At 40.7% G+C, this 22,649-nt stretch carries 17 protein-coding genes; 7 read left to right on the forward strand and 10 right to left on the reverse strand.

Translation table 11 applies throughout. The annotated features are described in order from the left end of the window. Positions 1 to 21 precede the first annotated feature (21 nt). From ACP14Y_RS00575 to ACP14Y_RS00585, 3 genes are read left to right on the forward strand one after another with little or no spacing between them, the layout of a single operon-like run. On the forward strand, positions 22 to 2,937 hold the full coding sequence (locus ACP14Y_RS00575) for a hypothetical protein (protein ID WP_424961026.1): 2,916 nt from the start codon (positions 22 to 24) through the stop codon (positions 2,935 to 2,937). Next, positions 2,937 to 3,842, forward strand: a complete 906-nt coding sequence (locus ACP14Y_RS00580; protein ID WP_424961027.1) for a mechanosensitive ion channel family protein — start codon at positions 2,937 to 2,939, stop codon at positions 3,840 to 3,842. Before ACP14Y_RS00575 ends, ACP14Y_RS00580 begins: the two co-directional genes overlap by 1 nt. Positions 3,843 to 3,866: 24 nt before the next feature. Beyond that, entirely contained in the window at positions 3,867 to 4,634 is a 768-nt protein-coding gene (locus ACP14Y_RS00585; RefSeq protein ID WP_424961028.1) for a sulfite exporter TauE/SafE family protein, read from the forward strand. Here the strand turns inward: ACP14Y_RS00585 and ACP14Y_RS00590 are convergent, their stop codons facing one another. Genes ACP14Y_RS00590 through ACP14Y_RS00600 form a run of 3 tightly spaced genes read right to left on the reverse strand, consistent with a single transcriptional unit; the run spans position 4,635 to position 8,667 of the window. Then, on the reverse strand, positions 4,635 to 7,172 hold the full coding sequence (locus ACP14Y_RS00590; RefSeq protein ID WP_424961029.1) for a TonB-dependent receptor: 2,538 nt from the start codon (positions 7,170 to 7,172) through the stop codon (positions 4,635 to 4,637). 4 nt (positions 7,173 to 7,176) lie between these two features. Then, entirely contained in the window at positions 7,177 to 8,100 is a 924-nt protein-coding gene (locus ACP14Y_RS00595; RefSeq protein ID WP_424961030.1) for a FecR family protein, read from the reverse strand. A gap of 51 nt (positions 8,101 to 8,151) precedes the next feature. Then, positions 8,152 to 8,667 carry an RNA polymerase sigma factor gene (locus ACP14Y_RS00600; RefSeq protein WP_424961031.1) on the reverse strand — a complete coding sequence of 172 codons (516 nt, stop codon included), beginning with the start codon at positions 8,665 to 8,667 and terminating at the stop codon, positions 8,152 to 8,154. A gap of 159 nt (positions 8,668 to 8,826) precedes the next feature. On the opposite strand from ACP14Y_RS00600, the gene ACP14Y_RS00605 reads away from it, so the two are divergent. Both ACP14Y_RS00605 and ACP14Y_RS00610 read left to right on the forward strand, forming a co-directional pair. Continuing rightward, on the forward strand, positions 8,827 to 9,975 hold the full coding sequence (locus ACP14Y_RS00605) for a hypothetical protein (protein ID WP_424961032.1): 1,149 nt from the start codon (positions 8,827 to 8,829) through the stop codon (positions 9,973 to 9,975). 90 nt (positions 9,976 to 10,065) lie between these two features. Continuing rightward, the gene (locus ACP14Y_RS00610; RefSeq protein WP_424961033.1) at positions 10,066 to 11,292 is read left to right on the forward strand and encodes a hypothetical protein; all 1,227 of its coding nucleotides are present in this window, start codon (positions 10,066 to 10,068) and stop codon (positions 11,290 to 11,292) included. A 10-nt stretch (positions 11,293 to 11,302) separates the two neighbouring features. Here ACP14Y_RS00610 and ACP14Y_RS00615 read toward each other — a convergent pair whose 3' ends face one another. Beyond that, on the reverse strand, positions 11,303 to 13,897 hold the full coding sequence (locus ACP14Y_RS00615) for an ABC transporter permease (RefSeq protein ID WP_424961034.1): 2,595 nt from the start codon (positions 13,895 to 13,897) through the stop codon (positions 11,303 to 11,305). After that, on the reverse strand, positions 13,894 to 14,229 hold the full coding sequence (locus ACP14Y_RS00620; RefSeq protein ID WP_424961035.1) for a PadR family transcriptional regulator: 336 nt from the start codon (positions 14,227 to 14,229) through the stop codon (positions 13,894 to 13,896). The genes ACP14Y_RS00615 and ACP14Y_RS00620 overlap by 4 nt, the downstream gene beginning before the upstream one ends. Positions 14,230 to 14,492: 263 nt before the next feature. Here ACP14Y_RS00620 and ACP14Y_RS00625 point away from each other — a divergent pair, with 263 nt between their 5' ends. After that, positions 14,493 to 16,310 carry a hypothetical protein gene (locus ACP14Y_RS00625; protein ID WP_424961036.1) on the forward strand — a complete coding sequence of 606 codons (1,818 nt, stop codon included), beginning with the start codon at positions 14,493 to 14,495 and terminating at the stop codon, positions 16,308 to 16,310. Positions 16,311 to 16,321: 11 nt separating this feature from the next. On the opposite strand, the gene argJ is transcribed toward ACP14Y_RS00625, so the two are convergent. Genes argJ through argB form a run of 4 tightly spaced genes read right to left on the reverse strand, consistent with a single transcriptional unit; the run spans position 16,322 to position 20,605 of the window. Beyond that, a complete protein-coding gene (gene argJ, locus ACP14Y_RS00630) occupies positions 16,322 to 17,539 on the reverse strand; it encodes a bifunctional glutamate N-acetyltransferase/amino-acid acetyltransferase ArgJ (protein ID WP_424961037.1) in 1,218 nt (405 codons plus the stop codon). Between the two features lie 20 nt (positions 17,540 to 17,559). Next, on the reverse strand, positions 17,560 to 18,597 hold the full coding sequence (argC, locus tag ACP14Y_RS00635) for an N-acetyl-gamma-glutamyl-phosphate reductase (protein ID WP_424961038.1): 1,038 nt from the start codon (positions 18,595 to 18,597) through the stop codon (positions 17,560 to 17,562). Then, positions 18,594 to 19,790, reverse strand: coding sequence for an aspartate aminotransferase family protein (locus tag ACP14Y_RS00640; protein ID WP_424961039.1), 1,197 nt, complete (start codon positions 19,788 to 19,790; stop codon positions 18,594 to 18,596). The genes argC and ACP14Y_RS00640 overlap by 4 nt, the downstream gene beginning before the upstream one ends. A 2-nt stretch (positions 19,791 to 19,792) precedes the next feature. Next, entirely contained in the window at positions 19,793 to 20,605 is an 813-nt protein-coding gene (gene argB, locus ACP14Y_RS00645) for an acetylglutamate kinase (protein WP_424961040.1), read from the reverse strand. 258 nt (positions 20,606 to 20,863) lie between these two features. Between argB and ACP14Y_RS00650 the strand changes: the two genes are divergently transcribed. Then, positions 20,864 to 21,766 (forward strand): histone deacetylase family protein, encoded by a 903-nt coding sequence (locus ACP14Y_RS00650; RefSeq protein ID WP_424961041.1) that lies wholly within the window; start codon positions 20,864 to 20,866, stop codon positions 21,764 to 21,766. Positions 21,767 to 21,970: 204 nt separating this feature from the next. Here the strand turns inward: ACP14Y_RS00650 and ACP14Y_RS00655 are convergent, their stop codons facing one another. Then, entirely contained in the window at positions 21,971 to 22,549 is a 579-nt protein-coding gene (locus ACP14Y_RS00655) for a diheme cytochrome c-553 (RefSeq protein ID WP_424961042.1), read from the reverse strand. Between the last annotated feature and the right edge of the window lie 100 nt (positions 22,550 to 22,649).

Here is a 22,649-nt window from a genome sequence, read left to right on the forward strand (position 1 = left end):
CAATTCTGATCACCTGACTGCATGTATAAAAAACTGAGTGCCTTTAAGGAAGTCTATGAGAACCTGGTATTGAATCGGCTGTTTAATGCTTTTGACCGTCTATTCAAGAGAGAATTAAGTGAATTTCAGGATCTTGAAAAACAGATAGCTTCGCTCTATAGCAAGGGTGCGAAAAATCCAGATAAGGTAATCGAGTGCAAACAAGAGTTGCTGGCTTTCACCGAAGAGATATGGCAAACGTATGAACCGGAAAGCTTCAGTTCACTGGCAGACACCTTTCTGAATGATTTCTATGAAGAGTTAGAGAAACTCCCCGTATCTCAGCGTATCCCACAAAAGGCTGAAAGATTTAAAATTCAATCCAATGACAAGGTTATTTTAAGAATAGTAAAGCCTTTTAAATGGTTCTTTTGGACGCTTTCTCAGCTACCAAAACGAATCGTGAGAAAGAAGTCAATTTATTGGAAGCATCAGGTTCCTGTCCATGCCATCGTGAGAGAGCACCTAATCAATCAATTTATCCCAAAGCTTCAGTACATTATAGAGCCCTTCAACAGGGCCGTCATGCAGGCATTCATTGACTTGCATAGGAAAGAATCAAACCTTTCAGAAGCTACCACCACCTCTGATGAAACCTCTTCTCAATTAAAGAAAGAACTTGCTGCACTCAAGCGATCCTTCAAAAAACAAATGAAGGATGATTTACACGCAGCATTTGCTGAGCTGGATCAGGCCATAGATAAAGCCGGCACAATCGAGTTGATTACCTCTCAATACCAATCCAAAAAAGTAGAAAAGCGATTCAAAGAATTAGATCAAAAATGGTGGGAAGCTGATGAGGGATGGGTCAATACATTCAATGTTTTTCTGGAGGCCTGGCGTTCAGATCTCACCTTACAGTCATTGATGTTTCAGGCAAAATCTGATTTAAATACATTCCTCAAAAGCCAATCGACAAACATCAATGAATATGTTGGAAACGAATTAGACGCGATTGATAAACTAATCCGTGAAACATCCAACCTGATTGAAAAAAATGAGGATAATTTACCCGGCATCTTAAAAAAGCAAGTCTACCTATCTCAGAAGACTCTGGACAAGGAATTGATCCCTTCCCTGCTGGAAAAGTTAAGCAATAAAAGCCTGATCAATGGTATCTCCAGGCTGGATGCAAGTACCAGGAGTCACATGGAGCAGCTTACCAAAGAGCGTAAGATTACCAAATCTGTTACGGATTACCTTTCCCCCATTGACTCAGAAGAAATCACTCATATTTCTCCGTATGATCTGATCGCATTTGAAACTGCGCCTGAGCTCAGTGAACAACTAAATGCTGCAAAAGCAGAACTGGTTGGTAAACTCAATGAAAACCTGCTTACGGCGCAGGATCTGGATCATATGATCATCTATGGCTTATCCACTGCCTTGGACGATTTGGAGGTAAATAATGATGTTGAGTCTGCCAAAAGTATTGCCAGGGAAAGTATGGAGCGCTCTGCTGCCAGGGTTGCAGATGTGCGTAATGCCATCAGACAGGCCATTGAGTATGCTAACGAACAAGTGATTCAGGCAGTTGAAAACTTCGTTGACTCGCTGGAGGAATTGACCAAAACCGAAAACGTTCGCGAGATCCGAATGCGAATCATGCGAGCAAAAGCAATCCAATCCACCGAAGAATACAAGGAGGAAGTGCGAAGCAAAATCCTTAACCGGTATCAACTCATAAAGGAATACCTTAAAGATAAGTTTGGATTGATCATCCGCCTTAAGAATAAGATTACCAGGAGGTTATCTCTGGATTCGGAAGAAGATGTAAATATCGAGGTTTCTAACTTTTTGATAGATACTGAAAATGTTGTTCAGGCGCTTCCTCTTATTTACAGAAACCTTTATCAAATCGCCCCGGTATCAGATAAAGAGCTGTATGTAGGTAGACAGAAAGAATTGGATGAACTACGGGAGGCCTACCAGTATTGGGCCAATGATAAACGTGCTTCCATCGCCATAGTAGGTGAAAAATGGAGCGGCCTGACCTCCTTTGTAAATCACTTTGAACAACTGGGCATCTTCAAATATCGGTGTAACCGGTTTTCCGCTCGTTCTTCTGATGGTGAGATACAATCACTTTTTCAATTCTTAGGTGAAATCATTGATGCTTCTCCTGATCAATCAATGAGTTGGGACGTGATTGCAGAGAAATTGAATGAAGGGGTTAAGAAGATAATTATTATCGAAGATTTACAGGGCATGTATTTCCGCAAGATTGGAGGATTTGAAAACCTCATTGAGCTGTCTAAGCTCATTCAAAACACTTCAAAAAACATCCTATGGGTAGTAACATGCAATTTGTATAGTTGGGGCTACTTCCAAAAAACGATTCAGTTTGATGAGGCATTCCGGTTTGAAATAAAGCTGAGAGAACCGTCTGAAGAAGAAATTGAAGAGCTCATTCAGAAAAGAAACAGAATAAGTGGATACAAGCTGAAGTTCAAACCCTCTGAATCTCATCTGCAATCAAAAAAATTCACCAAGCTGGATGAAAGAGAGCAACAGGAATTGCTTAAAAAGGAATTCTTCAAAAGTCTGATTGAATTCTCTTCGAGCAATATTAGCATGGCGCTAATGTTTTGGTTGCTGTCTACCGAAGAGGTGACCACCGAAAGCATCGTGATCAGCCAGTTTAAGAAGCCCGATTTTACATTTCTCAATGGACTGTCCTCTGATAAAATCACCTCCCTCCACCTACTCGTATTGCACGATGGGCTTAAAGTCAATCAATTCGCAAGCCTCGCACGGATGCAAAAACACAGCAGTCATATGATTTTGGCAAGCTTGTATGAAGATGGGATTTTACTTAAAAAGAAGGATTATTATATGGTCAATCCACTTATTTATCGCAGCGTTATCTCCTTACTTAAATCCAAAAACCTATTGTGATGAAAAAGATCAGTTTAATTATTTACGGACTGCTTCTTTCATTGGCTGGTATCTGCCAGGAGGTAGATTCTCTCGCTAACTTAACTCAGGGGAATGGCTTAAAACAGGTGACAGATGATGCTCCTAATCTCTCGGAGATCTTTTCTGTATCAAAGATTATCTGGTCAATCATATTCCTGGTCATTGGATACTTTGTCATTCGTATCATCACCAAAGTGCTGGAGTTGATTGCAGAGCGCAGCACCACCTATCGCATCACCCTAAAAGGATTTGTACCAATTGTCCGAATCCTGTCATGGGTTATCCTCATTACGATAATTATCGCTGGCATCTTTCGCCCACCAGCAGCTGCTATTGTGACCCTAAGTGCGTCCATTGGAGTGGCTGTAGGATTTGCTGCACAGGATATCTTAAAAAATATTTTTGGAGGTATTGTTATTCTCTTCGATCGTCCGTTCGTCGTTGGCGATAAAATCGAAGTAGGTGATTATTATGGTGAAGTAGTCAATATTGGATTAAGATCTACGAGGATTGTTACCCCTGATGATTCATTGGTATCCATTCCCAACAGTGAAATCATGAACAGCTCGGTCTCTAATAGTAACAATGGTGAAGCGAACTGCCAGGTGGTCGCAGAAATTTACCTTCCGGTAGATATCGACACCATGAAAGTAAGAGCGATCGCTATTCAAGCCGCTCAGGTGTCGAAGCAGATTTATTTGAACAAACCGATTACTGTCCTGTTTTTCAACGAGGTAAAAGACCGGAAGTCCTATCTGAAAATGAGACTGAAAGCGTATGTCTCTGATATTAGAGGTGAGTTTAGTTTCAAAAGTGAGATGACAGAGCTGGTGATGTCAGCACTTTTCGAACACCAGCTTATTTCCAAAGCCGATTTCGAATAGCATTTTTAGTTTAAAATTTGCATGGTGGGTGCACTATTAGAATGGCTTCCTGAAATAGATTTTTTAATCCTTGTAGCATTATTTTTTGCGGGTGTCCTCGCATTTATTCTGTCCACAATTTCTGGTGGCGGTGGCGCACTCGTGCTTGTTCCATTTCTCAACTGGTTTATAGGTGTGAGCAGCACAGCTCCGGTCCTGAACCTGGGCACCTTTTTAGGCAGACCAGCACGTTTGATTATCTTCTGGAACCACATACACTGGAGACTCTGCCTCTTCTATGCTCCTGCTGCAATCACAGGAGCCTGGATTGGGTCCTGGCTATTCAAACAAGCTAACCTCTCATTTCTTCAAATCTTCGTCGGCATCTTTCTCATAAGTACCGTATTCCAATTCCGATTAGGGAAGGTTAAGCGTTCGTTCCCATTCAAGGAATGGTATTTTATCCCGCTTGGATTCATTGTATCCATTTTAGGCACCATGATAGGTGCTCTTGGACCCGTATTGAATCCTTTCTACCTCAACGCCGGGCTGGACAAAGAAGCGCTCATTGCAACAAAAACGGCAAACTCATTTTTTCAGGGGTTAGCTCAGATCAGTAGTTATACTTTTTTTGGCTTGCTTAGTGCTGAAAACTGGATGCTTGGCATCACGCTTGGACTTGGAGCCACATTTGGAACCATCCTCGGTAAAGGATACCTGAAGAAAATGAAGAGTGAACAATTTCGTCTACTGGTGATATTGATGATGGTGATTAGTGGTGTTATCATGGTTGTTCGAAACTGGCCCTTTTAGCTAGAAAAAAACTCGAAATACCAGATTTGGTGTAATGCCCAGTGAGTATACTTTGGTGTCTATCAGCTCATTATTAAGGGAAGGAGTCGTTCGAAATTCCCTATTCAACAGGTTGCGACGATTGTACATGTTTAAAACAGACAGGCCTAGGCGATAACGAATCCGTTCATATTTTCGGGACGAAAATTCATAAAGCACAGAGCCATCCAGACGATGATAGATAGGCAGGTTGTTGGCATTAAGCTCACCATAAACAATCGAAACAGGACCATTGGAGCTATCTTCTACCACCTCCGTAAAGGATTTCCCTGTATGCCACATCCACCCGAGTGAAAAGCTCCATTTGCCAACATGATAATTATTAGTAAACCGGACGGTATGCTCAATGTTCCAGCTACCTGGAAATGGTTCATCATTGTTTAGCCCTTTGAAAGTGTTATCCGTTCGGACGTACGAATAACTTGCCCAGGCCTCATAGTTCATCCACTGCTTTTTAATGAATAGGTCACTGCCAATTACCTTGCTATCCCCCCTTCTAAACTGATTATCGTGGGGATTCAGATAACCAAAAGTCAGGGTGGTCACGTCCATTAGCTGTTTGCGATACCCTTCCAAATCAACCTGCCAACCCATCTTTTCAAAAGAAGCCCCAAGTGTGAACTGATAACTTCTGATTACGGGAAATCGATCATTGGAGGCAAGGGCCCATACCTTGTTTTCCAATGATAGATCGCTTACAACAGACTCTTTAATCTGGCTGGCAATCTGCGTGCGATACTCCCCTGATGCTGAGATCGCTATCTCATCTGAAAGGGGCCTTTCGACATAGAGCCTGGGCTCAACAAAGGTTTCTCCCAGCTCACGATAATGATTCACCCTGAGTCCCGGATGAATGTAGATTTTGGATCCGTTAAAAGCATACTCTGCAAAAAAGGAGTGGGTATTGATCGTCGTATTATCTGAATCTAAAATGAGATTGAAAGAGGTTCCGGAAGTCTCATATGCATATTGCGTTCGGTTGTTCGAATAATGATAACCAAACTCAATTTGGTGCGTGTCGTTCCATTCATACCTGCCGTTTAAGCGACCACCTGCTTCTCTTACCAGGTTTTTCTTGGACGAACCAGATGTAGTATCTGCATCATCTACAATGAATTCATATCGAAGTATATACTTGGCATAATTGGCATCTGCATTGAAGCTAAAAGGACCATTGTTCTCATGCCTCCAATCAACGGATAACCCTTCATTGGCATTCAAAAGCTTGTCATTATAGGATTGATTGGTGTCCTGATTTTCAGATTGAAAATCTAAATCATTCCGGTTATATAAAGTGTTGATTGACAATTTGTTATGATCATCTACCTTCCAGAGCAACTTAGACGTGAAGTCGTTGAAAAAGAAGCGATTACTGGATTGGCTATCGCTAGAAAGGCTCTCACTAATCTTGGTGTTTTGAAATACCCTGTCAGCCATCTGATTATAGGTGAATGTTTCAAGTAAATCCGTGAATGATCGCCGTGCTGAAAGCTGCAGGGACAGTTTATTCTGAATAACCGGAACGTTTAAAAAACCATCGGCATAAAGCATATTGGTTCCCGCCCCACCGGAGATATCATTCACCAGGTTTTGCCCGGTAGAAATGTCAATGACTGAAGAAACACGATCTCCATACCTTGCACTGGTTCCACTTTTAATGAATCGAACCTTATCAGTTATATATGGGTTAAAGGCGGATATCATCCCAAAGAAGTGCCCCTGGTTATATGTTTTGATACCGTTCCAAAGTACAAGATTCTGATCGGGAAGACCTCCCCTCACATGAATGCCCGCTGCGGTTTCATATGGGCTATTTACTCCGGGAGATTGTTGAATACTTTGGAGGATATCAGGCTCAACCAGTCCTGATAGTGTCTTCAACTCATTCGGATTAATTGTAACATGGTTCCGATTTTTATGAATACCGGCGGCCAGATAGTCACTAATCACAACCTCCTTAAGCACACTCACAGATTCGCCCATCTTAAATCTGTTGCAGTTATCGAAAGAAAGGTCTTTTACATTCAGAGATTTAGTAAGAAAACCGATGGATCGGATAGTCAACCGTGCACCATAGTGGATTGAGTCAAATTCGAAGTAGCCATTTTCGTCCGTAAACACCCCCTCATTTGCTGAATAGCTGACGGTAGCTCCAATTAGTGGCTGATTGGCGTAATCCGTGATAAATCCGCATAATCGAACCATATCCGATGACGCGTATGGTCTCACTACAATGTATCCCTCTCTGACTGGATCAAAACGTAGACGTGTGTCCCTTTGCAGGCGTACGAGCAATTCAGACAATGACTTCTCTTCTACAGAATCAAATTGGACCAACTTATCAGCGATAACATGATCCAAAAAGGAGAATTCAACATCATATTGCTCTGAAAGAAATGATAGATAGCTTTTCAGGCTACCAGACGCAATCGTATCGTCCTGTGCCCATACAGCACTGGAAAGCAACCACAGAATGATTAGCGATCGGTAGTGCTTCATATACTTACTTTGTAGCAACAACTACTACATTGCCGTCCTTAAGTTCGTAATCAATATCCAAAGAAGTAAATACAACCTTTACAGCTAGCTCCAAATCATCGTGTGGAAATGTGCCGGAGTAGATCATACTTTGATCGAGACTTCCACTTTCTATTCGGATATCATATTGATTTCTAAGTGCGACAAATACCTGGCTCACCGGAACACTCTCAAAGGTTGTTTTCCCTTGCAGCCATTCCGGTGAAGATCCCTTTATTGATCGAAGTAACATGTGTTTGCCCCCCACTCTCCTAACAGATCGTTTAGGCTTAAGAATCTCCTGCTCTTCCCCACTTGCTACTTCCACACTACCTTCAAAGCATTTAACCTCATAAAAATCAGCTACATCACGAACGGTAAACTGAGTGCCTAACACCGTAACCAAACCGGTATTCGAATGAACTGTGAAGGTATTTCCCTTCTGAACCTCGAAATATGCCTCCCCTTCCAGCTTCACTGTACGGTTGTTTTCTTCCCAATCATCATCCGAGTAAGCCAACGAGGAGTTGGCATTTAAAACCACTTCTGAACCATCAGGTAAGTGTATTGTTCGCTGCTCGCCAATCTGCGTCTTGATAGTCGTCATATCAGGCAGCAGCATGGTATAAAATACAAAGCTTATTGCAAGCAACACTACAGCTGCAGCTGCATATCTCAGGTAGTTTATCTTTCGTTTCGTAACAATCAGTTTTCCTCCTTTTTGTGACTTTATGCGCGATAAAAGCACCTGCTCGTCGAAATGGGGTGATTCAATATTCCCTGCACCAGCAATGATCTTCTTATAAACAGCATAGTCATCACTATTCTGGAATGCAGACAGCTCCTCAGGGGTGAGCTCATTATTGAGCCACCTGGCTAGAAATCGATCATCATTAAACTTGCTGCACATATTATTTTCTCCTAATTCACTAACGCACCAATCGTTTATTTACCCTACCCCTTACACATCACCAATTTTTGCACGGAGCTTTAATAACGCCTTATGCATTGATTTTTCAATAGCTTTCACAGACACTCCCGATAATTCAGCGATCTCTTTATATGTTTTCTTCTCCACTCTATTCATTAGAAATACTTCCCTTTGCCTATGCGGTAAGGAGGCAATCGCTTCAGTGAGCTTATCCATAAACTCCTTTTCTAACATCACATACTCAGGCGACTCTTGGTTGGTCTCAAGTCTTACTACCTGTTCTTTGTAATTCAATCGTACTTTCTCTGATCGCTTGAAACTGGTGCTCAGATTTATGGCGACTTTATAAAGAAAGCCTTTCGCCGTTTCCATAGTTACCTTAGCGCAGTTTTTCCAAAGGCGTATGAATGACTCCTGCACCACATCATCGGATTGATCGGCATCTCCAAACTTATAGTAAATGAAATTTCGCAGTGATCTGGCATGATCACTGTAGAAGGCATCAAATTGTGCCTCATCACATAAAGGATCTTTTTGCTCGGGCATTATCAATTTTTAAAACTATCCGTTTTTTACATGATCTCAAACCTCAATTCATTAGCTATTCCTTTGGAGGGGGGTAGGGTATGAAAGGGTGCGCTGCGTTTCATCACCAAACAAGGGAAACTCCCTGATACAAAAAAGTTGAAACTAAAACGAACACCCATGAGATTATTAAAATCGTATGGCATTGCCACAGTAATTCTTACCGCCTTGTTAATGAGCGCGTGTAATTCAGATGAAAATCCCTGTCCGGGCGTAAATCTGGATGTAGAAATTGATAGTGCAAATATGAAAGCACATGTATTTGCAACCGGACTTGAAGATGTGGCTTTTGACCTCTTTGTCAATGGCCAGCTTATTGAATCATTTGATGCAGGTGAGCTAGATACCACTGAATTTGATCTGCAGTTTGAGCCTGGAGAGTACAAAGTATGCATCAATGCTGAGTCTGAGTCATGTGATCAGCGAATTGAAGGTTGTGTGGAGTTTGTCATCGAAGATCCAAACAAAGAAGAATGTATTGGATTGGCCTTTACTTCAGACAAGCTAGATGACCATGATTACAAATTTTTCGCTGAGTTTGATGGCAGAGATGATATTGAATATGCCTGGTATGTAAACGGTGACATGGTAAAAGAAGAGCCACTCAACGATGACCGTACCAATTATCTTGAATGGGACTTTGCCGCTGGTACTCATACGGTTTGCATCAAAGCTGAAAATGATGAATGTGGTGAAGTAGAATACTGCCAGGAAATTGTGGTTGAGCAATATTGCCCGGAAGAAGTATCATTTGAGGCTGAAGAAGACAATCCATACACTTACTACTTCTATGCAAATTTTGATGGAAAAGAACATGTGGCTTATGACTGGTATGTGAATGATGATTTGGTTGAGCATGAAAACAAGGATGGTCAGGAAACAGATCATAAGCTGATCTGGCAGTTTAACCCTGGCACATACAACATTTGCCTGGTACTTAGTCAGGAAGGCTGTGACGACATTGAGTATTGTGAGGAAATCGTAATTGAGGGTGAGGAATGTAAGGAGTTGTCTTACACCGCTGATCTGAACGCCGAAACTGATACGTATACGTTTACTGCTGATTTTGATGGAAAAGATGATGTCACCTACATCTGGAAAGTGTACATCAATGATGACTTCCAGGGATCAGAAGTGCGTGAGGCAGGCAGTGAAGACGATCACCAGTTTAGCTGGCCGTTTGAAGAAGGCGTGGAATATGAAATCTGTTTGATACAAGACGGAGGTTGTACAGAAGCTCAGGTATGTAACATTTACTCGCTTCCATAACTTTTTCAGGTTAGTCGATTGGAAACTTGCCCGGGAAACCGGGCGGTTTCTTTTTTTTCTATTTAACCACTTAATTTTAAAAGTTAATCAGTGAATAAACCCGTGAACAAGCAGTTGATTTTTTGGATTGTTTTAAAAGGTCTTTTTCAAATCGGTCTTTTGAGTCTGATCCTGCTTTTGAATGGGTGCATTAGTGATGATGAAATTGATTTTCCAGTAGAACCAGACACTACACAGTTCTCAAAAAGCACCGCGATTATTTCTTTATTAAGAGCGGTTGAAAAATCAAATCTTACTGCAAATCAAAGTTGTTTCGAGCTATTCTTCCCTTTAGAGTTTCGATTTAACAACGACCTCACCATTACTGTAGAGAGTTATCAGGGACTTTCTGAGGTTTCCAACAACATGAATGCCGGCCTCCATGTTGATGCCGTTGCATTTCCCATTCTGGCATCAAAAGGAGATGTAATAAAAACAATCAAAAATGAATCTGACCTAATCGAGTTACTGGAGGAGTGTGAGCTTGTCACGCTTCGTGATGAGTTTGACAAATACTTCACCCAATGCTTTGATTTGGTGTATCCAATAGAAATGATCGACCTGGATAGCATCACAGTTAAAATTGACACACTGCAGGATTATTTTGATTTTGAAGCCCAACAAGGATTTGACAAACAGCCCATATTCGTTTATCCACTGGAAGTTTACAGCTACTCAAAGAATCAGATTTTCCCTGTTGCTAATGACTTTGAACTTTTCGAAATATTTGACATGTGTAAGACGTGTCCCAGCCTGTCTTTTACGACCGATTGGGCCGGTGATACCCGATATGTTTTTGAAGCTGATTTTATGGAAATAGATCAACTTGAGCAGTTTGGTTGGTACATAGATGGAATCAAAATAGAAGAAGATGGTATAGGTGTGAGTGGTGATTTTATACTGGATCGAACCTTTGAGCCCGGCACCTATGAAATCTGCATAAAAGCGCAATCAGCGGCATTCGATTGTTTTGCTGGTACAGCATACTGCGAGATTTTAGAGGTTGTAGACCCCTGTCCTACTCTTTCATTCATTGTTGAAGAAATTACAGCCGACACCTTCGAATTCACGGCAACTTTTGAAAGGCAGGATGAGATTGAATATTCATGGACGATTTATCAGAACCAGGACCTGATCTTCTTTGAAGAAGAAAAGGCCGATGGAGATGATCGCCTGGAATATCAATTCAATCCTGGTGATTACGTAGTATGTGTAGAGGCAGAGGTGCATGGCTGCTCCACCGTAACCAAAGTATGTGAGGAGATTATTGTAAACTAACCTCCCCTATTTACTCCGCTCTCAAAAGTTCTGCAGGATTGACATTAATCGCTCGTTTTATTTGTCCTGCCACCGTAATAATTAAGGTCAGCAGAATAATGGCCATCGCCACGATAAATGGAATAATAGAGACAGCTTTAGGTTCAGGAAAAATAGATACTACAAGATTCATCATACCTATGGAGCCTAGAGGAGCTCCGATCAAAAACGAAATTGCCAACACCCATATGTATTGTTTACCAATAATTCTAACAATTACTTTTGGATGAGCTCCTAATACTTTACGAACACTAAACTCTTTGAGCTTTCCTTGTACGTTAAATGAAATTAGCCCGTAAAGCCCCAAACACGCAAGCACTATGGCAATACCCGTAATCAACATCAAGATTGAAATGTTGCTCTTATTCTCCTGGTAGAATCCATCAAATACATCCTCCTGAAAGATGCGATCAAATGGATCATCTGGAGCAATCTGTAACCATGCTTCACGGGTGTATTGTTCTAAATCCGATAGCTTATACGGATCCGATTGGACGGTGAAGTATCTTACTTTTTCAGGCTCCAGACCTTGTATCATTACCGGATCGATGGCTGAGAAAAAATCGTAATAATGAAAATCTTGCACCACACCCACTATTTGGTGCTGCACGCTATCAAGGGTGAATGTTTGTCCGACACCACTCTCCCAACCCATGGCATGTACAAATTTCTCATTAACCACCACATTGCCCTTCAAGTCTTCAGCTCGATTGGTCAGGGGCCTCCCATCAACCATTCGTAATTGAAACGTCTCAATATAATCTTCAGATGCGCTGATGCGACGAACTGCCACTTGTTTTTCTCCCATTTCCATGGATAACTTGGTGATTCCTCTTCCTATCAACAGGTCAGAAGCCGTATGACTTTCTACCGCAGGGTGATTGACAATTTCATTTTTCAATAATTCGTATTGCTCCGGTCCATTGACATATACAGACAGGGTGCCTGTCGGATCATATCCCCAATCTTTTTCGCCTAGATAGATGCTTTGCTCAGTCATAATAAAGCAGCCAACAATCGTCATCACTGCAAGGAAAAACTGTAACCCCAGCATCATCTTTGAGAAAAGATTTTTTGAGCCAAACTTTTCCTTCCCTTTGAATATGGTGATGGTATCGAATTTTGAAATATAAAAGGATGGATATGCTCCGGAGATGATTCCTACTACAAAAAGTAATCCAACCATAAAGTAGACAAGAGTCATTGGGTTGATGGTTCTAAACTCGATATCCAGCTCAGGAACCATAATATCAAACCAAGGGATGAGTACGAAATACGACAACAAAGAGCCAACAATTAATGCAAAAAAACATTTGAGTAGATTCTCGGTCATAAACTGATGGATGATGTCTTTCCTTACACTACCCATTACCTTACGTAAGGCAATTTCTTTCAGTCTTTTGGAGGCACTTACAACAGATATATTCATGAAATTGAAGCATGCCATTCCCAGCAAGAACCCAGCTATAATAAGCAAGGCTACCCTTCCCGCAGGGTGTCCCCCTCCTGATACTGATCCTTCAATCATGTAGGACTTTGTTGATAAATCAGCCAGTGGCAGGGGTTCAAAGGACTTAATCTTCCATTCCGGATTACTGGCATGTTGTACCTCTTTGTATCTATCAAATGAGTCAAACACCGAACTGATTGACTCCCCTTCTTTCAGTAAGATAAAGGTGCCATCTGTCATAAAATCCCATCCCTGAGTATTCTCCCATCCCAGGTCGAAAAAACTTTCCATTGGAAGATAAAAATCAAAACCAATGCTGGCATTATTTGGGTAATCTTCGAGCACTGCCCCCACCATGTATCTTTTCTTCTGACCATTCATAAATTTGAAGGTCAATTCCTTTCCTACTGGTTCTTCATCATTGAAATATTTGATGGCCATTTTTTTACTTATTACCACCTGGCTCTTATCATAAAGAACCCTACGATTGCCCGTTATCATAGCAAAATCAAACATTTCAAAGAACTGGGGATCAGTGAACACAACTAGTTCATCAAAAACATCCGATTGATATTTAACCACCGAACTCCTGTATTCTATGCGAGCAAACGATTCAACAGATGGATGATCTTCAGCAATTGCTGGTCCTAATGAGATGGGCGAGTCACTCCATAAATTCTCATTTCCATCCTGATCCACATAATTGGTGATTTGATAGATGCGATCTCCTTTCGAATGAAAAGAATCCATATTCAACTGAAAATCAGTAAATATGAATATAGAAATAGCGAAACAAATGGCGATGGCCATCCCTATGATATTAATCATCGATGAAACCATATTTCGGCGTATGTTTCTCATTCCCAACTTCAGGTAATTAGAAAACATTGTAAAACGATTCATAGTCGTGTATTTTGAGTTTGTCCTTTTAATATTTGACCACCTAAAAAAGCGTAGCACATCCCAAATGAACTTTAGTTTTGCCAGCCACAGGCGTTGATGTTCAATCCTTCTTTCGAAAAGCTCATAGATATCGCCCTCTATCTCTTCGATATATTTTGGGCTACAATACCACCTTAAAAACCGATCTGCCCATTTGGGAGGATTGTATTTCATGAAGAAAAATTATAATTGATGTTTGGTATCCGTTGGTAAAGAGAAGTCCTCAACGCAATGCTTTCATCTAAAACCTCTTTTCCAGCTTTGGTCAAAGTAAAGAGCCTTTTTCGTCTACCACCGCGTTCATTGGTAGACCCTCCCATTTGAGATTTCAAAAGACCTTTTTCTTCTAGTCTCCGTAAGACGGCATGCACGGCACTGATGTTCATGTCTCTGCCAGCCTGCTCTTTTATTTCATCCATCACCGCAACACCATATGCTTCATCATAAAGCGACCCTACCGTCAATAGTACCAATTCTTCCAGTTCACCTAAATGTGATCCTTTCATACAAGTGATTAATTATTTGTTGTACAATACGTGAAAGTAATTAATTAGTTGTATAAAATATGAATGAAATAGTAAAATTGATCTTATCTCTATTATGTCAGGCAAAAAAGGATGAGCATATATATACTTGTCAGCTGAAATTCAGAATGTAAGTGGTAAGGTCAGTAAGAGGAATTTTGATTGGGTTGTTGTGCAGCTATACCCAGTATGCATTTGCACAAAAAAGTACCACGATTAACTTAAAGCAAAACCAAATTTTGGTTGTGGCTGACTCATTGGTTGTTGCAAGGAATGATACGACAATTCTGCTACCAAAAGGTACAGAGTATCAGGTTTATGACAACAAATATGTATTGTCGGACGGATTTTACGACTCAGTTTATTCAGTAGCTCAAAGAAACAAAGTCACTAAAGAGCTCTATAATCTCTTGATCACCAATAAACCACCGGAAAATGGAATCAAGAACAGGGATCCGGTAAGAAGTGAGGCATACTTTGAAGCGTTTGAAGGTAAAACCATTACATCCATCAAATACATTCCCGTTGATTTGTTTGGAGGGTCAGTCAACGACACTACGCTTGAAGCCCGATCCAGCATTGGCAAACTAAGCAACAAGCTCCACAAGGACACTAAAAAAGAGGTGATCTTCAAACACCTGCTTTTTGAAATAGGCGATGAAGTGAATGCATACGAAATAGCTGATACTGAGCGAATCATTCGCTCGCTGAAATACATTGAGGACTCTAAAATCATACTAAAGGTTAATCCACGTGAGCTGAATACAGTAGAAGCAACGGTCATCGTCAAAGACCGATTTCCCTGGTCTATAGATGCTTCACTCGACAGTAACGATGCACTAAGATTAGGTTTCACAAATCAAAATATCCTAGGTACAGGTAATGAGTTCGGTGTAGAGTATTTGCGTCATGGCGAAGAGTTACCAATGCATGGATATGATGCGCATTATACCGTCAGAAATATTGAGAATACATTCATTGATGGGACGGTCTATTTTTCTGATAACTATTTGGGCAAAAGTAAAGGGTTGACATTTGAGCGGAATTTCATTTCACCGGAAACAAAATATTACGGGGAAGCCACCATCGAGCATGTAGAGCCAATCACTAACCTTGTCTTTGCAGATTCCATTTATGAAGAAGATTTTCAAATCGACCGAAAGAGCTATGATCTTTGGGGGGCACGTTCATTTTTACTTGGAAACAGAAAAAATATAAGTGCTGCTGTTCGGTTACAACATGATAACTTCTCTGAAAGACCTACTGTTCAGACCGATAGCAACACCATATATCATGATCACCACTTTCTTGTGGGAGCACTTTCATATAGCAAAGTTAACTTCCTGAAAACCAGAAATATATTATCATTCAACATTACTGAAGACGTGCCTGTTGGTTTTATTTACTCCGTAATCTTTGGCAGAGACTGGACTGAGTTTGGAGAACGGGATTACCGTGGAATTCGCACCATCTACTCTACCTACAATAAGGGAGCCGGATACTTCCTGGTCAATCTGGAATCGGGATATTTCCAGATGAACAATAAAAAAACCAACCGGGTATTTCAGCTTGATGGCAGACACTTTACTCCCCTTTTCGATCTTGGAGCTGCCTACTCACGGATATTCACTCGTTTCCACTACTTCAATGGAGATGACCTTTCCATCCCTATTGCACAATCCTTACAAGGAGAAAATCGAATTAGCTCAATTGAGGGGAATCAGATATCTGGAAACAGACTTTTTACACTAACCTCTGAATATGTTGTTTTTCAACCCTGGTACTTCTACGGCTTCAGATTTGCGACATACGGTCACTTGGGTGTTGGTCATGTGAGAGAGACACGCAACTTTGACCCCTATTCAAAAACCTATTACACTATGGGCGGAGGCATTCGAATCAGAAATGAAAGTTTAGTTTTCGACACCTTTGAATTTCGAATATCCCTTCTTCCAAACGCACCTACCGAGGGTAAGTTTTTTTACTTCAAAGTATCATTATCTGCGCCACAGTTCTTCAAGAGTCCAATCGTGGGAAAACCAAAAGTTGTTGGACTTGATTAATTCCCCAGACCCTATGTTGTATACATGGAGTTAAACATCACATAGTCTGTAGATAAATCTGTCCCCCAGCCTACTGCTGAAGCTTTACCTTCTCGCAGCTTCATTTCAATGATGATTTCAGACTTTTTGAGGATACGCTTGACCAAATTCATGTCAAATTCCAATGGTTTACCCTGGTCGAGCATTTGTACCGATTCCTCTTCGTTACCAAGATATAAATCTACTTTATCGGTATCGAATTTTACGCCTGATCTACCCATAGCTGCCAATACTCTTCCCCAGTTAGGATCTCTGCCAAACATAGCTGTTTTCACCAACGAAGAATCAGAAACGACTCTCACCATATGCCTGGCGTCCTTCTTGTTTTTAGCTCCTGAAAGCCTGTATTCAATGAATTTTGAGGCTCCTTCTCCATCTGAAATAATCAACTTCGCCAGGTAGACCATTAGTTCATTCAACTTGTCTTTAAACAGCTTATAATTCGGATCGCTGGCAGAGGTTATCAACTCATTATCCGCAAGACCTGTCGTCATTATGGAAGCCATATCATTGGTAGAAGTGTCCCCATCTACCGTAATCATATTGAACGAGTCATTTACAGCTTCTTTGAATGCCTTATCCAATAGCTTCTGATCAATGTTGATATCCGTAAATGTAAATGCCAACATGGTAGCCATATTGGGGTGAATCATTCCAGAACCCTTGGCTATACCTGCAATGTTGATTGTGTTTCCGTTGATGTCGAATTCAACATACCCCTCTTTAGCAAATGTATCTGTGGTCAATATTGCATTTGCGGCGAAAGAACCTGCTCTGGAGTTTTCAGAAAGATTTTTGACATTCTCTTTAATTCCTTGCACCACCTCATCCGTAGGAAACTCTTTTCCGATAATTCCAGTGGAAGAAACCAACACCTGATTCACATCGATATTGAGTTCCTCTGCGGTCGCTTTGGCCATTGCTAGCGCTCCTTCCTCACCTTGCTTCCCAGTCACTGCATTTGCATTTCCTGAATTAACAACGATGGCTCTTGCAATTCCACTGGTTTCTTTGAGATGCTTTTGTGAAAGCTTTACCGGAGCTGCACAAACCAAATTTTGAGTGAAAGTAGCTGAGACTTTGGCAGGAACCTCTGAGTACATAATTGCGAGATCACGTCGCATCGATTTTACTCCTGTATGTGCTCCCCAGCACTTGATACCTCTAACGTTAGTAATGTTTCTTATCATATCAATAATTGAAAGGCATTTTAAGGTTGTAATGGAACAATAGCCAGGCCTTCATCTTCATTTAGACCCAACATTAAATTCATATTCTGAACAGCCTGACCAGCTGCTCCTTTAACCAGATTGTCTATGACTGATACAGTAATAATGGTATTGGTACGTTCATCATATGTTATATACAAATCTGCAAGATTCGTTCCCCTCACTTGTTTTAGTGATGGCAACTGACTTACAAGACGCACAAATGGCTCATTATCATAGTATTCATTGAAAATTTTGCGAATTAATTCTTCAGAGACCTCTTGTGATGGTTTTGAATAGGTGGTAGAGAGAATGCCCCTATCCACCGGCAATAAATGAGGTGTAAAAAGAACAGAGGATTCTTCCCCGGAATAAGCATTGATTACTTCCTGAATTTCTATGGTATGGCGATGCTTCTTAACTCCATATGCTGTGAAGTTATCATTGACAGCAGGAAAATGAGTGTTTGGTTTTGCTTTATTCCCTGCACCGGTCACACCCGTTTTGGAATCGACAATTAAGTGTTTCTTATCAACAAGTCCTTCTTTCAAAAGAGGTGCCAGCGCTAAAATTGCAGAGGTAGGAAAGCACCCTGGATTAGCCACTAACTTAGCCTTTCTGATTTTCGATCTGAATAGTTCGGGTAAACCAAAAACAGCCGCTTCAAAACCTTCAGTGAAGCGGTGATCTTTTTTATACCATGATTCATAAACGTCAGGAGACGACAAGCGGAAGTCTCCAGAAAGATCTATGATCTTAAAATCACTATTTAAATGATCTTTTACGAAATCCATTGACACTCCATGCGGAAGCGCAAGAAATACAATATCTAAATCGTGTTTTTCTATTTCATCAATGCCAACCAGTGGCGCATCAAAAATGCCTGAAAATTGAGGATGGACATCTACAAATCGTTCACCTTTTCGTGAATCAGCAGTAATTACATCAATCTCCACCGATGGATGGTGGATAAGAATACGAACCAACTCTGAACCGGTATATCCGGTAGCCCCTACAATTCCAACTTTATACTTACTCATTTTCTATTTTCCTTAATTGATTGCAGTAATACATCAATTACAACTTGCAGGTCATCTCGTGAAATATTCAAAGGGGGCACAATACGAACTACATTTTCAGCTGTTGCATTTGCCAATACCTTGTGTTTCATCATGGTAGCAACAATCGGCTTGGATTCTACTGAAAGTACCACTCCCAACATCAATCCCTCTCCTCGTATTCCTTTGATTTCAGGATATTCAGTTGTTGCTTTGATGATCTTTTCTCTAAACCAAAGGCCATTTTCGGTTGCTGTTTCCATCAGATTTTCCTCTTCAATTGCCTCCAAAGTAGCCAATGCCGCAGCACATGCGAGTGGGTTCCCCCCAAAGGTCGTTCCATGATCACCCCAATCGATTGCGCCACCTACTTTCTCGCTGGCCAAAACTGCCCCTATAGGCACACCACCACCAAGTCCTTTTGCCAACGTCATCACATCAGGTCTAATTTCGTAGTGTTCGAATGCAAACATTTTACCTGTACGTCCGATACCACACTGCACCTCGTCAAATATCAATACAATACCTTCCCGATCACAAAAGGCACGAAGCTCCTTCAGGAACTTTTCCTCCGCAGGGATGATCCCACCCTCGCCTTGTATTGGTTCCAGCATTATTGCTGCGACATCTTGATTCACTTTTTCTTTTACCAGATTGATGTCATTAAATGGGATATGACAAAATCCTTCCGGTATCGGATCAAACCCATTCATCATGGCTTTCTTGCCTGTTGCTGCCAGGGTCGCCATGGTTCTACCATGAAAAGCATTTTTCATGCTGATGATTGTGCCTCCTCGTCCATTCTTACTGGCATATTTTCGGGCAATTTTAATTGCTCCTTCAGCTGCCTCCGCACCACTATTTCCAAAAAATACACGCTTTAATCCGGAAAGCTCCGCGAGTTTCTTAGCAAGCACCATTTGTGGCTCTGAAAGATAGAAGTTTGAAATATGGATAAGGTTCTCTGCTTGGTCTTGAATGGCTTTCACAACTTTTGGATGGGAATGGCCAACATTGTTTACAGCAATTCCGGCAAGCGCATCAATATATTCATTGCCTTCCATGTCCCAGAGTCTGGCTCCTTTTCCCTTTTTGAAGGCCAGCGGGTACCTTTTAAAAGTTGGTAAATAATATTCCTTATCTAATTGATGTAGCTCCTCTGTACTGTAACTCATAATTATTTTGTGATCGTAGTACCTATCTGATTCCTAGTGTTTATTGCTTCGATTAACTGCTCTGGTTTTGTACCATTTATAATTCTCGCTCTTTTTGAACCGCCTTCAATGGCAATTTGGCATGATTCGATTTTAGGTATCATTCCGCCAACAATCATGTTTTTCATCATTTCAGGAATCTGTTGTAATGATATCTGATCAATGAGTGAGTCTGGATCATCTTTATCTCTTCTAATGCCATCCACATCCGTCAAAACCAAATAATCCGCTTGCAATGCACCTGCAATTGCACCTGCCATCATGTCTGCGTTGATATTGAAGGAGGCTCCTGCTTTATCTGCAGATACGCAAGCAACAATGGGTACATATTTTTTATCTAAAAGATCTATTAGAATTTCCGGCTGAACGGACGCAACATCAGCCACTTGTCCGAGATCAATTTGCCTCTCTTCCTCATAATGAAACCGTTTTTTAACTGTAATCATTCCACCATCTTTACCTGATAGACCCACAGCTTTGGTTCCCAAGGCGTTCATTTGGCCGACAAGACTGGTATTAACTTCACCTTTCAGGGCCATCTCAATATATTTCATAGCCTCCGGTGTGGTCTTTCGATGACCACCTATAAACTCAGACTGAATCTCAACCTTATCCAGCATTGCATTTATGAAAGGTCCTCCTCCATGAACAATTACAATACGATGACCAGCATTATGGAGGTCTGCAACTTTAGCAAGAATAGCTTGCTTCAGCGAATCATTCACCATGGCATTTCCTCCATACTTAATAACGATTGTGTCTTTTTCTTTGTCCATTAGGCAAATTCAAAATCAGGCATTCTGATTACTGTCTGATCTATGATGATTAAATAGTTTACGGCATCAATAACAGTAAAAAGTCATTGATCAAGGAAGGTTCAAATTATTTTCCATCGATTAAAATAATTATATCTATTCTTTAAATGGTTTAATAAAATCCATAAAATAGCTGATCTACATGGTAGTGTGCTCAGAACCTTAACTGAAACCTTTGAGAAGACTAAACCAATGTTCTGTAATTTCAGTTAACCAATCATGCTTAAAATAGCCTGGTCTTCCATCTATAATCATCCTCTACCTCTGGGCCACCGGTTTCCAATGGAGAAGTATGATTTATTGCCAAGACAACTACTTTATGAGGGAACCATAACCGAGCAAAATATTTTTGAACCAAGACGGCTAACTGAAAGTGAAATTGTATCCGTGCATAAGCCGAAGTATTGGGCAAAGCTTCAAAAAATCGATTTCACAAGACAAGAAGAAAGGCGAAGTGGATTTCCAATAACAGAGCAACTCGTAAACAGGGAAATCACCATTAATGCTGGTACCATTCAATGTGCAGAGTATGCCCTTCAATACGGAATGGCAATGAACATTGCTGGAGGCACACATCATGCATTTTCTGATAGAGCAGAAGGATTTTGTTTACTAAATGATATCGCAATAGCCTCCAAATACTTACTAGACCATCAGAAAGCAAAACAGATTCTAGTGGTTGACCTTGACGTACACCAGGGAAATGGAACGGCAGAGATTTTTAAGAATGAGTCTCGAGTATTCACCTTCAGTGTACATGGAGAACGAAACTACCCTTTGCAAAAAGAACAGTCTGATTTAGATATCGCCCTCAAAGATGGCACGGAGGATAAAACCTATCTATCTACACTGGATAAAAACCTAAACCTGTTATTAGACAAAGTGGAACCTGATTTTATCTTTTTCCAGTCTGGAGTAGATGTATTAGAAACTGACAAACTGGGTCGATTGAGTTTAACTATTGAGGGGTGTAAGCAAAGAGATCAGATAGTAATTGAAGCCGCAAAGAAAAATGACCTTCCAATAGTAGCTTCAATGGGTGGAGGCTATTCAAAAGATATTAAACATATTTTGGAAGCTCATGCAAATACGTATCGTGTAGCACAAACGACATTCTTCTAAGTTTTATCGAATGGTTGGTTTGTTTTGTAAAAATGCCCAAAACCAAAATGTTCTATTAGCGTTTTACTTTTATCCTAATTGTTGAGAACTTCTTCATACAAGGTACCCAATGATAGGATATAGGTTTAACACGCCGGGTGGGTTAGTAGCCACCCGGTTTTTTTGTGTCAATATGTCAAAGCATTTTCTAAAATATCAACGTTCTCAATTTTTAAATGCGAGGGCTTGTTCGGGATTCATTGGTTCCGGTACATAGTTGTCAACAGGTTGAATCGACTGCAGATATTTGAATATTGCTATCAGGTCTTCATCGGGAAGATCTTTTAGATTTTCCCATGGCATAGGTGGCATAATAGGTCGTGCAGACTCAATACCCATATGCTTACCTTTTCTCATAGTAGCAATAAAAACCTCTGGGGTCCATCCTTTTAAGCCGGTCTCATGGGGTGTCAGGTTTTTTGAAAAAGTCATTCCCCACATACCAACAGCTGCTGTAAAATGTTCATTAAAGTAGGTCCAATGTCCGGGTCTAAAAACTTGCTCATCGATTTTAGGAAGAATGGAGCCAAATGGGTGGCCTGAAAGCAGCCTGGATTGGTCTAAATGCATACCTGTTTCATTAAACACTTTTGGTGTGTGGCAATCATGGCAAGCTCCCAAAGAAACCAATTGTTTACCCCTTGCAATTACCTGACCTTCTGTGAAGGTTAATTGCTTACTTTCTTCTTTCTGTACACAGCCGACCACTATGGACAGCAATAGTACTAGGTACAAATTTCTCATTGTAGTTATGGGATTAGTTGAGTTTATAACATCCCAAAATCCCATTGTCAAGTTCTATACCAATTTGATTATTTTGATTTATGAAATTTTCTAATCTATT

This window comes from Ekhidna sp. (assembly GCF_965247405.1).
In the GTDB taxonomy this organism is placed as follows: domain Bacteria; phylum Bacteroidota; class Bacteroidia; order Cytophagales; family Cyclobacteriaceae; genus Ekhidna.